13 protein-coding genes are annotated in these 12,177 nt (G+C 64.9%); 10 read left to right on the forward strand and 3 right to left on the reverse strand.

Annotation, left to right across the window (positions count from 1 at the left end; genetic code table 11):
• Window positions 1-45 precede the first annotated feature (45 nt).
• The 7 genes from V5A53_RS02415 (at window position 46) to pstA (ending at window position 7,067) form a co-directional block, all read left to right on the forward strand.
• Window positions 46-876, forward strand: coding sequence for a DUF63 family protein (locus tag V5A53_RS02415; RefSeq protein ID WP_332311968.1), 831 nt, complete (start codon window positions 46-48; stop codon window positions 874-876).
• A 38-nt stretch (window positions 877-914) separates the two neighbouring features.
• Window positions 915-1,757, forward strand: coding sequence for a carbohydrate kinase family protein (locus V5A53_RS02420; protein WP_332311969.1), 843 nt, complete (start codon window positions 915-917; stop codon window positions 1,755-1,757).
• A complete protein-coding gene (locus V5A53_RS02425) occupies window positions 1,757-2,305 on the forward strand; it encodes a hypothetical protein (protein WP_332311970.1) in 549 nt (182 codons plus the stop codon). The genes V5A53_RS02420 and V5A53_RS02425 overlap by 1 nt, the downstream gene beginning before the upstream one ends.
• 78 nt (window positions 2,306-2,383) lie before the next feature.
• Window positions 2,384-3,109, forward strand: coding sequence for a nucleoside phosphorylase (locus tag V5A53_RS02430; protein ID WP_332311971.1), 726 nt, complete (start codon window positions 2,384-2,386; stop codon window positions 3,107-3,109).
• A 171-nt stretch (window positions 3,110-3,280) separates the two neighbouring features.
• Window positions 3,281-4,261, forward strand: a complete 981-nt coding sequence (locus V5A53_RS02435; protein ID WP_332311972.1) for a PstS family phosphate ABC transporter substrate-binding protein — start codon at window positions 3,281-3,283, stop codon at window positions 4,259-4,261.
• A gap of 78 nt (window positions 4,262-4,339) precedes the next feature.
• A complete protein-coding gene (gene pstC, locus V5A53_RS02440; protein WP_332311973.1) occupies window positions 4,340-5,314 on the forward strand; it encodes a phosphate ABC transporter permease subunit PstC in 975 nt (324 codons plus the stop codon).
• 1 nt (window position 5,315) lies between these two features.
• Window positions 5,316-7,067, forward strand: a complete 1,752-nt coding sequence (gene pstA, locus V5A53_RS02445) for a phosphate ABC transporter permease PstA (RefSeq protein ID WP_332311974.1) — start codon at window positions 5,316-5,318, stop codon at window positions 7,065-7,067.
• A 42-nt stretch (window positions 7,068-7,109) separates the two neighbouring features.
• Here pstA and V5A53_RS02450 read toward each other — a convergent pair whose 3' ends face one another.
• The 3 genes from V5A53_RS02450 to V5A53_RS02460 all read right to left on the reverse strand — a co-directional run bounded on the left by V5A53_RS02450 (window position 7,110) and on the right by V5A53_RS02460 (window position 8,608).
• Window positions 7,110-7,304: a hypothetical protein gene (locus V5A53_RS02450; protein ID WP_332311975.1), complete on the reverse strand. Its 195-nt coding sequence runs from the start codon at window positions 7,302-7,304 to the stop codon at window positions 7,110-7,112.
• A gap of 99 nt (window positions 7,305-7,403) precedes the next feature.
• Entirely contained in the window at window positions 7,404-7,655 is a 252-nt protein-coding gene (locus V5A53_RS02455) for a DUF7511 domain-containing protein (protein WP_332311976.1), read from the reverse strand.
• Window positions 7,656-7,804: 149 nt separating this feature from the next.
• Complete coding sequence (locus V5A53_RS02460) at window positions 7,805-8,608, reverse strand: DUF7260 family protein (RefSeq protein ID WP_332311977.1); 804 nt, start codon at window positions 8,606-8,608, stop codon at window positions 7,805-7,807.
• A gap of 252 nt (window positions 8,609-8,860) precedes the next feature.
• Here V5A53_RS02460 and V5A53_RS02465 point away from each other — a divergent pair, with 252 nt between their 5' ends.
• The 3 genes from V5A53_RS02465 to V5A53_RS02475 all read left to right on the forward strand — a co-directional run.
• On the forward strand, window positions 8,861-9,928 hold the full coding sequence (locus V5A53_RS02465; RefSeq protein WP_332311978.1) for a PstS family phosphate ABC transporter substrate-binding protein: 1,068 nt from the start codon (window positions 8,861-8,863) through the stop codon (window positions 9,926-9,928).
• Window positions 9,929-9,976: 48 nt separating this feature from the next.
• Complete coding sequence (gene pstC, locus V5A53_RS02470) at window positions 9,977-11,041, forward strand: phosphate ABC transporter permease subunit PstC (RefSeq protein WP_332311979.1); 1,065 nt, start codon at window positions 9,977-9,979, stop codon at window positions 11,039-11,041.
• A gap of 1 nt (window position 11,042) precedes the next feature.
• The coding region (locus V5A53_RS02475; RefSeq protein ID WP_332311980.1) for a phosphate ABC transporter, permease protein PstA at window positions 11,043-12,177 on the forward strand (1,135 nt) is incomplete at its 3' end.

Raw genomic sequence — 12,177 nt, forward strand, 5'->3', positions numbered from 1 at the left:
GCGGAATCGCAACGCTTTCGAGTCGCCGCCCCGCCGAATCCGGTAGTGCCACTACTCCCCTCGGGTTTCGCGCTGCCCTCGCTCCCGTACCTGCTCGGGTTGCTCGTCGCCGGCGCGGCGACGGCGGTACTGCTGTATCTGCGCCGACCGGCCGTCACCGAGGACACCGTAGCCGCGCTCGCGCCGTGGATGGCCGGCGGTGGCGCGCTCTACGCGATCTATCAGGACGGTGCCGTGCCGCCGGGTGTCGCGCCGCTTTTCAGTTCGCCTGCCGTCTACCTCACCACCGGCATCCTCGCTGGAATCGTGCTCGTTCTGGTGGCCGACCGTCCCTCGGAGGGCTGGCATCCGACCACGACGCCCGGTATCTTGGCGATCACGGGCATTACAGTCCTCCTTTCAGGGGCGACGGCGGGGTACCTGAACGCCGTCGACCGCGGCGTCGACGTCGAGGTCGGGATTACGCTCGGTATCCTGCTCGGGACCCTCGTGTCGGCCGCCGTCGTCTGGGTTCTGCTCTCCCGTCTTCGTCCCGGCGCCGTCGAGGCGAGCGGCTCCGTCGGCCTGCTGGCGGTGTTCGGCCACGCGCTGGACGGCGTTTCGACGGCCGTCGGCTACGACCTGCTCGGGTTCGGCGAACAGACGCCGCTGTCCCGGGTCATCATCGAGGCTGGGGGGGCGTTACCGACCGCGGAACTCATCGGCGCCGGGTGGCTCTTCGTCCTCGTGAAACTGGTGCTGGCGGCGGTCGTCGTCGCCGTCTTCGAGGCGTACATCCGCGAGGAACCGACCGAGGGCTACCTCTTTTTGGGTCTCATCACCGCCGTCGGCCTCGGTCCCGGCGCGCACAACGTCGTTCTCTTCGCCATCGCGTAACTGACGGCTTTTATACCGTCGCCGCTCCCACGTCCGGTATGCGCGTCGTCTGTGCGGGTCATATCAACTGGGATATCCGTTTCCGGGTCGACCGACTTCCGGCCCCCGACGACGAGGCCCTGATCCACGACCGGTCGGCCTCGGGCGGCGGAAGCGCGGCTAACGCCGCCGTCGATCTGTCCGGACTCGACGTCGAGACCCGGATGTTCGGCAGCGTCGGCAACGACGACCCGGGGCGTCGGGCCCTGGCTGGCCTCCGAGAGGCGGGCGTCGACCCATTCGTGACCGTCGTCGAAGACACCGAAACGACGACGAAGTACATCCTCATCGACGCGGACGGCGAGGTGGCGCTTCTGGGAACCGACGGCGCGAACGAAGCGATCGATCCCGACGAGATCTCGCCATCCCTGCTCGAAGGCGCCGACTGCGTCCATCTCACGGGCCAGCGGCCCGATACGGCCTATCGAATCGCCGAACTCGCGACAGAACGGGACGTACTCGTCAGTTTCGACCCCGGGCGCCGACTCTCCGACCGGGATTTCACCGACGCCCTGTCGCTGACCGACCTGCTCTTCGTCAACGACCGGGAGGCCGAACTCGTCGACGTGCCGGTTCCCTACCAGTTGACCAAACACGGTGCCGCTGGTGCGACCTACGAAGGCCCGGACGGCGAGTTCAGCCACTCCGGGTTCGACGTCGAATCGGTCGTCGACACGACCGGTGCGGGCGATGCCTTCGCCGCGGGCTTTCTGTCGTCGTGGCTGTCGGACCGCGACCCCGAGCAGGCGCTGGCGGTCGCCAACGCCTGCGGCGCGCTCGCGGCATCGACCTACGGTCCGCGACCGGAGCTCCCCGCTGACCCAGTCGCGGAGGTGCGGTGATGGTCGGGGCGTCGGTGTCGAATGCCGCGTTCTTCCCGTTACACGCGGGGTCGACGACGTCCATCGACATCCGCCTCGCGGTGGCGGCGGTTGCGGGGCTGGCCGCGACCCTCGGGATGACCGTCGCGATGCGCCTGCAGTCCCGTGGGTACGTCCCCGCCTACGTCGCGGCGAGTGCCCTCTGGCGACGGCCACCCGAACGAATCTCGTGGTCGGCCGCGAACGCGGTCCACATCGTCGCCGGCATGCTCGCGGGCGTTCTCTTCGAGGTGCTCGTGATCACAGCCGAACGTCTGCGCCTGGCCCTCGGCATCGGCGTCGAGGTGGTCGTCGCCGGGGTGATATCGGTCGTCGAACTGGTCGCGCTCGGCCTCGTTGCCCTCTTTCTCTACGGCTTCTTCGCGTGGGTCGTCTTCCCCCGATACGGCGGGGTCGCCTTCGAGAGCGCCGCCGAAACGGTCCGCCGGCAGTGGGCCGTCTCTGTCGCTGTGTACGCTCCGCTGGTCTTCGCCACGCTGACGGTCGTCCACCGAAGCCTCCCGGTATAGACCGACACCGGGGTTTCCCCACAGGCCGTCCGTTTCGAACCCACGCGACTTTTGAGGTGGCGCGCCGACGCTTTCCGCATGGCAAAACAGCCGCACCTGCTCGTCGAAGAGGGTGACCTCGCCGATGTCGCGCTCGTGCCCGGGGACCCCGGACGCGTCGACCGCATCGCCGACCAGTGTGACGACGCCGAAACCGTCGCCGAGAACCGCGAGTACAAGGTCGTCAACGCCACCTACGAGGGAGTCGACCTGACGATATGTTCGACCGGTATCGGCTCGCCGTCGACGGCCATCGCCGTCGAGGAGATGGCAGCCGTCGGCGTCGAGCGGTTCATCCGTGTCGGGACCACAGGGGCCCTCCAGTCCGGCATCGAGATCGGCGACATGGTCGTCGCTACCGGCGCCGCCAAGGACGAGGGAACGACCAAACGCTACGAGGCCGTCGAGGTGCCTGCCGTTCCCGATTACGAGACACTGAACGCGCTTGTCGATTCCGCCGAGCGGCGGCAAGCCCCCGTCCACGTCGGTCCCATCGCCACCGACGATGCCTTCTACGCCGAGACCGACGAATTCGTCGAGGCGTGGGAAGAGGCCGGCCTGCTCTGTGTCGAGATGGAGGCCGCGGCGCTCTTCACGCTCGCCCGGCGGAAGGGCCTCAGCGCCGGCGCCATCTGTACGGTCGACGGCAACCTCGTCGAGGGGACCCAGAAAGGCGAAACCGAGGACGAGGAACTCCCCGACAAGGCCAAAGATAACGTCGGCCGCGCGATTCGCATCGCGCTGGACGCCGTCGCGAGCCTGTAAACTTCTACATCGAGTTCGATTGCCGCATCCTCCCGAGTTTTCGCCGCTCGACCGGCCTGTCCTGTGTTCTATATAGCACTATGTATGACTGTATCTTCCACGGTTCGAATATAGGGACATCTACAGTAAACATAGTACCTCCTATATGTGGCCCTTGGATACCCGATGATGATGGAAGCGAGCCGATTCGGCGACCTGACACGACGTGACGCCCTCAAGGCATTCGGTGGAGCCGGCGCCATCGCGGTGGCCGGGTGTACCGAAACCGAAAACGGCGACTCGGATGGCCTCTCCGGGACTATCAATATCGCCGGTTCGAGTACCGTCTTCCCCCTCATGAGTGCTATCGCGGAGGAGTTCAGTTCGGAGCACCCCAACGTCAACATCGACATCTCATCGACGGGGTCCGGTGGGGGCTTCTCGAACCACTTCTGTCCGGGCAACACCGATTTCAACAACGCCAGTCGGCAGATCGAACCGGAAGAAGAAGAGCTGTGTGAAGAGAACGGCGTCGAATATATAGAACTGGTCGCGGCGACCGACGCGCTGACCGTCGTTGTGAATCCCGAGGCGGATTTCGTGGACTGTCTGACCGTCGAGGAGTTGGCCAGCATCTGGGAGTCCGGCGCTGTCGAGACGTGGGACGAGGTCCGCGACGAGTTCCCCAACGAGGAGATCGAACGCTACGGCGCGGCCGACACCTCCGGCACCTACGACTACTTCATCGACAACGTCCAGGGCGAGGAACGCGGCCACACCGACGATTACCAGGCGACCGAACGCGACGACACCATCGCCCAGGGTGTCGCCGGCAGCGAGTACGCCATCGGCTACTTCGGCTTCTCGTACTTCTACAACAACCCTGACGAGGTGAAGGCACTCGGCATCGACAACGGCGACGGCTGCGTCAAACCCAGCCTCGAAACCGCGGGGTCCGGCGAATACCAGCCGCTCTCCCGAGAGCTATACACCTATCCCGCGATGTCGTCGCTCGCCGAAGAGCACGTCGCGGAGTTCGCCCGATTCTTCGTCGAACAGACCACCAACGAGGACCTCGTCGCCGGCGACGTCGGCTACGTCCCCCTGACCGAGGACACGCAAGAAGAACAAATGAATAAACTGGAGGCGGCGATAGAGGAAGCACAGAGTTGAGCTTATGAAACGGGAGACGAACGACACCGGCCGACGATCCGTCAGCGTTCGGCCGGCTGACCGGGGGTGTATTCGACCGTGAGTAGTGAGGGGCCGGACCTACAGCGCGCCGGCACCATCAACCGTCTCAGGGAGCGTTCCTACAGCGGGTTCTTCCTCGTCTGTGCAGCGGTCACGCTGTTGACGACAATCGCCATCTTCCTGACGCTGCTGTCGGACGCGGTGGCCTTCTTCATCGAGTACAACGTCATCGAGTTCCTGACGGGACTGGAGTGGAGTCCGAATCCCCGTGGTGACGGCTACATCTTCGGTATCATCCCGCTTCTCATCGGGACCATCGTCGTCACGATAACGGCGGCCTTCGTCGCGATCCCCATCGGCACGCTGACAGCCATCTACCTCAGCGAATACGCGACGTCACGCGCGCGGTCGATTCTCAAGCCGATGTTGGAGATCCTCGCTGGCATCCCGACGGTCGTCTACGGCTACTTCGCGCTGGTCTACGTGACGCCGGCGCTCAAAGCGACCCTCTTTCCCGGAATAAGCACGTTCAACGCCCTATCGGCGTCGCTGATGGTCGGTATCATGACCATCCCGATGGTCTCCTCGATCAGCGAGGACGCGATGAGTGCGGTCCCCGACGACCTCAGACAGGCGGGCTACGGCCTCGGCGCGACGAAATTCGAGGTGTCGACGGGTATCGTCGTTCCCGCCTCGGTCTCCGGCATCGCTTCCTCCTACATTCTCGCCGTCTCACGCGCCATCGGCGAGACGATGATCGTCGTCGTCGCGATGGGCGCACAGGCGAACCTGCCCCCGATTAGCGAACTCCCAGTCGCCGGCGGCATTCCCATCGTCAACCCCGCCGACGTCCTGCTGGAACCCGGGATGACGATTACCGTCGCGATGGTCCAGATCGCCGGCGGCGACCTGACCGGTGGTTCCATCGCCTACGACGCGATGTTCGCCCTCGGACTGACGCTCTTCGTCGTCACGCTCATCATGAACGTCATCAGCGACCTCATCGCCCAACGGTACCGGGAGGAATACTGAGATGGCGACCGAAACCACACCCGAGTTCGAGCAGGTTAGCCGAGCGAAGGGCGTCGCCTTCGAATACCTCTCGCTCGGGGCCTCGGTCGTCGGCCTCGTCGCGCTGGGCGTCCTGCTGGTATACGTCTTCGTCGACGCGTTCGACCTCGCTAACGCCAGTCCCGAGTGGCTCTTGACCTACTTCCTGACGTTCGTGATCCCGTTCATCGGCTTCTGTCTCTACAGCGCGAACGACCGCCACCTCGCCCGTAACACTGCCATCGCCCTCGTCGGCGGCCTCGTCGGTACCGCGGTCGTCTTCACTGCCGTCGAGATGTTCATCGGCACGGTACCGCGCCTCTCGTGGCACCTGGTCTATCTCTTCGTCGTCATCGCGCCGCTGACGGCTTACGTGACCTTCGTCGGCAGCCAGACGCCGATCGGTAAGGCTGGCTTCGGCGTCATCGGCCGCTTCCTGGGCGGAGCGGCGCTCGGCCTCGCGCTCGTCATCCTCTTTTTAGTCTTCGACGCGCGACTCTGGTTCATCGCATACACGCTCGGTGTCTTCCCCGCCGCGGTCGTCTATCTCTACGGGCGGTATAAGCCCGAATCCCGCGTTTCGCTGGCCACGGCCCCGGTAGCCGTCGTCGGCTTCGTCGCTGCCGCGATCCTTCGACAGGTCGTCAACGTTTACCCGACCACGCTCCTCATCTACGTCTGGACGCTTGCGCTCCCGATCTCGGCCGCCGTCGGTTTCGTAACCTACCGCCGACGCGGCCGAGTTGTCGGCATCGTCGCCGGCCTCCTGATACTGGTGCTCGGTGCTGGCGGTGGGTTCGCGGCCGGTATGTTCGGCCAGCCGATGGCGAAGGCGACGCTCGTCCTGTTGTTGGCCGGTGCACCGACGCTGACCTACGTCGACCGGGTCTTCGAGAACAGCGAGGGGCAGGCGGGCCTTCTGCTGCCCGTCCTGCTTGCGGGCGGTTCCCTTGCCGGTGCCGCCATCGTGGGCGCGCTGGGCGTCCCGTCGCCCGATCCGTGGCTCGACCCCTCGTTCGTGACGAGTGCGCCCTCCCGAAACGCGGTTGAAGCCGGCCTCTATCCGGCTATCGTCGGATCTGTCATTATCATCGCCATCGTGGCCGCTCTCTCCTTCGTCCTCGGTGTCGGTACCGCCGTCTTCCTCGAGGAGTACACCTCCGATACCGGCATCGTCGGTGCCCTCACTCGACTTATTCAGGTCAACATCGCCAACCTCGCGGCGGTCCCCTCCGTCGTCTACGGTCTGCTCGGATTGGGCCTGTTCGCCAACCTACTCGGGTTCGGCTTCGGGACGGCCGTGACTGCGGGCATCACGCTCTCGCTGCTCATCCTTCCGATTACGATCATCTCCGCACAGGAGGCCATCCGGTCGATTCCCGACGATATGCGCCGCGGGTCGGACGCCATGGGTGCGACCCGTTGGCAGACGACGAAGAACATCGTTCTTCCCCAGGCGCTGCCCGGCATCCTGACCGGGACGATTCTCGCCCTGGGTCGGGCTATCGGGGAGACGGCGCCGCTCATCATGATCGGAGCCGCGACGACCGTCTTCAGTCCGCCGGATAGCGTCTGGAGCAAGGTCAGCGCGATGCCGATGCAGATCTTCGCGTGGGCGGACTTCCCGCAGGAAGAGTTCCGCTACGGCGTCGTCGCTGCCGGTGTCGTCACGCTGCTTATCGTCCTGCTCGGGATGAACGCCACCGCGATCATCATCCGGAACAAGGCGGAATAGACGGGGAGTGCCGCGTTTCTGAGATCCGGCGCTGGTTTCCCTTCAGACGGTCGCTACGATGGCGTCCCTGATTAGGAAGCCGATATATACCGCCCAGAAGGCCAGTAGGGTCGCCAAAACGACGAGGTGTGGGTCGACGTAGGTGATGGTGTTCATCGCCGGTGCAGCGTCCACGACGAACGCCGATGTGACGTCTAACGATCGGTCGAGAAGTCGAACGCCGGTATCGTAGGCCATTGGTTGGGGCACCCACCCGAGGCTCTCGCGGTAGCGGGCCTAAAACCTGCTAAGAGGGCTCCGTACCGTGGGGTATCTCTCCATAGCAGCACCGTTTCGTTACCGGACGGATTCGAGGTCGACGACACAGCTCGCGTCGACCGACAGCCACGTCGACATGCGTGGGATGCCGGTCGCGTCGGCGGGGTAGACGGTCAAGCGGTCCGGTTCGTCGGCTCGGCGGACGGTTCGACACTCCAATCGCGGGGGCTCGTCGTATCGCCGCTCGTGGCCGACGCCTTCGCCTTCGGCGCGTTCGTCTTCGGCAGGCGGTGTCGATCGATCCGTTCCGGATGTTCCGTCGGAGGCCATCGACCGAACCGACGACGCCATCGTATTTCACCGCTGATAATTCCCCTCCGTGTCGGTCGGTTCGGGTTCGGGCCGCTCCGGAGGGCTCCATAGTACGCCGGCGAGAGCGCCGCCGACCGAGCAGCCGTGGCTCGCCACTGCGGTCGCGCTCAGGCGTGACAGAACGTCATCGCGTGTTCGATCTGGCGGCGGCGGGCGTCGATTCGCTCCAGGAGGTCGGCGATGACGGCCATGACCGGGTAGTCGTCCTCGAGGTTCTGATAGAGGTACTTCGCCACGTCCGGCGCGTCGTTCGGGAGCCACGCGGCCCGTCGCTGGTCGAAGACCGACCGCTGGCGACGCTGGAGGACCGACTCGCAGTTCGTTTCCAGCTGGTCGAGTTGGGCGCGGTAGGCATCGAGGTCGCCGAACGATTCGCCGACGAGGGACCGCTCCGAGAGGGCGTCGAGACGCTCGGCGACCGAGCGGAGTTCGTCGGTCGCCGCCGACAGGGACTCGGATTCCTCGTCGACGGCGGCCAAAAGCGAGCGTCGGGCGGTCACCGATTCGGTCACTGCCGCCAGCAGGGTCGTCTTGCACCGCTCGTCGAAGGCCGACCCCTCGGTGAGCGCGATGGCGACGTGGGCGTCGAACTCGCCGGCGAGGCTCTCGGCGTAGGTGTCGTCGTACTCCTCGCCGTAGTGTGAGACGGCCATCACCGTCGACTCGTAGGCCTCGCGAACCCGGCCGAGCGCGTCACTCCCGCTCGGGCCGTCGTCGAAGGAAGCGGCGGCGAGCGTCGGCCCTGCCGTCTTTCGCTGTGGCGTCTCGGTGTCGAGGGCCCGAACTCGACGCTCGAAGCGCCGGAGCGCGTCGATCTCGTCGGTCGCGCGGCGGTGCTCCCGTTCGAGTTCGGTCGCCGCGTCGGCCAGTCGCCGCTCCGCCTCGACGCCCCGTGTGCTGGTAACTCCCATCGATGACGTTCCGGTCGTGCCGCGTCATAAGCCGATATAATAGGGCTACATACCGGTCGGGACCGCTATAGGGTCTTTGGGGCCGCACGCACCCCCGTTTACGCCTCGCGAACCGTCGCGTCGGCGAAGTAGAGACGGACACCGTATGTGTACGTGTGTCAATATAGGGTAATAGGCTGAACTATATAGGTACGAGTCAATCTACATTGCTCATAGCATCCGTTTTATAACACCCTCGGCAATCATCTGGTGATGCCAACGAACCGATCTGGCGACGTGACGCGACGGAAAGCACTCATGACCATCGGTGGCGCCGGCGCGATCGCGCTCGCTGGGTGTACCAGCGAGGGCAACAATGGAAACGGCAACGGCAATGGCAACGGCGGCGGAAACGGCAACGGCAACGATGACGGAAACGGCGGTGGCTCCGAGAACCTCTCCGGAGAAATCCGGGTCTCCGGGAGCAGTACGGTCTACCCGGTCGCCCAGGAGGTCACTCGTCAGTTCGCCGAACAGCACCCGGACGTGAGCTTCAACCTCACGAAGGACGGCAGCGGCGGCGGGTTCGAGAACGTCTTCATCCCCGGCGACAGCGATCTCAACAACGCGAGCCGGCCGATCAAAGACGAGGAAGTCCAGCGCTGCCGCGACAACGGCATCGAACCGGTCGAGTTCTTCGTCGCGCAGGACGCGCTCACCGTGGTCGTCAACAACGACGCCGACTGGATCGACGAGATTTCGCTGGAGGACCTCGGGACTATCTGGTCGCCGGACACCAAGCCAGAGATGTGGAGCGACGTCAACTCGGACTGGCCGGACGAGCCGTTCGACCTCTACGGGCCGGCGAGCACCTCGGGTACCTACGACTACTTCACCGAGACGGTCATCGGGGAGACCGAAGCGGATCAGCCGATCCGCGAGGACTTCGAGGGGACCGAGGAGGACGACCTGATCGCACAGGGCGTCGACGGCAACGAGTACGCGCTCGGGTACCTCCCCTTCGCGTACTACGTGAACAACCCGGATACTGTCAAGGCGCTCAGCCTCAGCGTTGACGGCGGCGACCCGGTCGAACCGAGCCTCGAGGGCGCAAAGAGCGGGAACTACCCGCTGGCTCGACCCCTGTTCTTCTACGGCAACATGGGCAATATCCAGGAGAAGAACCACCTCCAGGAGTTCCTCGAGTTCTACATCAACGAGGCCGACGAGGACTACATTGCGGAGAATATCGGCTACGTCCCGAGCAGCGATGAGATGGTCGAGGACAACCTCGCCACCCTCGAAGCGGCGATCGCCGGCGAGTACGAGTACAGCGCGTAGAGCCCGGAAGGGAACGCCGACCACACACTTCACGTTTTACCAACTTACATGAGCAACGAACCAGAGAGCGGGGTCGAGTCACTCCAGCGGAGCGGGTTTGTCGTCCGCAAGGAACGACTCTACCGCCGCCTGATCGCAGCGAGCGCCGTCCTGACGATACTCGTGACTGTCGGAATCATCCTGGCGCTGTCGGGACGGGCGCTCTCGTTTTGGTCGCAGGTCTCACCGGTCGCGTTCTTTACCGGGACGAACTGGAGTCCGGTCATCGGCAATTCGTACGGTGTGCTCCCGCTGGTGAGCGGGACCCTCATCGTCACCTTCTTTTCGGCGCTGATCGCGCTGCCGATCGGCCTGGCGGCGGCGATCTATCTCAGCGAGTACGCCAGCGACAAGGCCCGGTCGATACTGAAACCGGCCCTGGAGATCCTCGCCGGCGTCCCGACCGTCATCTACGGCTACATGGCGCTCGTGTACGTCACGCCGTTGATCGACAGCGTTCTCCCGTTCTCTCAGACAGTCGTTCCCGAGGGACTAGCAGCGGCTATCCCCGACATCACCCTCATTCCAGAGGGAGTTCCGCTGTTGCCCGAGTTCACGCTGGTCGTCTCGGAGTTCACGTTCGTCATACCGTCGCTCCGTACGTTCAACGCGCTGTCGGCGAGTATCGTCGTCGGGATCATGATCATTCCGATGGTCTCCTCGATCAGCGAGGACGCGCTGAGCGCGGTTCCGGACAGCCTCAGACAGGGCGGCTACGGACTCGGCTCGACGAAGTTCGACGTCTCGACGAGGATCGTCGTTCCCTCGGCGACCTCCGGTATCGTCGCCTCGTACGTCCTCGCGATCTCGCGGGCGATCGGCGAGACGATGGCCGTCACGATGGCGATGGGGATGAGCCCACAGATGCCCTACTTCCCGAACGTCCTTCAGAACCTCGCGGAGTCGGGACAGACCATCACGGCGGCGATGGTCCAGATCGCCAACGCGGATTCCCTCGGCACCGGACCCACCTACGAGGCGATGTTCGCACTCGGCATGACGTTGTTCGCGATCACGCTGACGATGAACGTCTTCGCCGAACTGGTCAGACGGCGGTTCCGGGAGGAGTACTAACATGGCAACCGAAGACGCACCTGGCGACCAACTCGGAGAAAGCAGAGCACTCTGGCTCCAGAAGCTGAAAGGACAGCTCTTCGAGGTCGCGCTCGTCGCGGCGACGCTCGTCGGGATCGTCTCGCTGCTCGTGTTGTTCGGGTACATCTCGTACGACGCGTTCCAGCCGGGAACCGCGTCTCCCGCGTGGTTTCTCGTCTACCTCGGCACCCTCGTGGCGCCGACGGCCGCGTTCACGCTATACGCCCGTCGGCGACCGGCGGTGCGGGCGACGAACGCCAAGGCGTTCGCGGCGGTGTTCGGCGGGCTCCTCCTGAGCCTCGTCACGTACGCCGTCGTCGATTCTCTCAGTCCCTACGACGTGTTTATCTACGCCTTCTTCGCGTCGCTCCCGCCGATGTTCGTCTTGGCGTACGATCGGACAACGGACGAGACGACGTACACCGGGCCGGCCATCCCCGCATCGATCATCGTCGGTATCGGCGTCGGAGCGGTACTGTACGACCTGATCCGGCAGCCGATCGGGGTCGCGGCGGAGTGGATCATGTACTTCGGCCTCGTCACCATGCCGGCGGCGCTCCTCGTCGCGAAATTGACCGCCTCTCGTCGTGGTCGCCGCTCCGGTGCTATCGCCGGGGGGACTGTCACCGCTGGCGCCCTTGCCGTCGCCGTGGCGTCGATCGTCGCCGGGATCGACGCGTCGCTTCCGGTCGTTTTCTTCTCGGCGTTCGTCGTCCCCACGGGCTACGTCCTCTGGCGGTCGGTCCGGACGGATCCGGAGGGACGCATCGGCGTCGCGGGGCCGTTTATTCTCCTCGGCGGCGTACTGCTCGGCGCCTCGCTCGTCGAGCAACTCGGAATCGAGAACCCGGACACGTTCCTCACGCCGAATCTGCTTCTGCAGTCGTGGGACGGGCTGAACGCGAGCAACGCGGGCGTCTACCCGCAGATCATCGGATCGATCATTATCGTCGGCTTCATGGCCGTCCTCGCGTTCCCGGTCGGGATCGGCGCGGCCATATATCTCGAGGAGTACGCGCCGAACACCGGATGGGGCGGGCGGCTCGCGACGCTCCTGGAAGTGAACATCTCGAACCTCGCCGGCGTCCCCTCGGTCGTGTACGGGCTGCTCGGGC

Source organism: Natronomonas sp. (genome assembly GCF_036625485.1).
Classification (GTDB): domain Archaea; phylum Halobacteriota; class Halobacteria; order Halobacteriales; family Haloarculaceae; genus Natronomonas.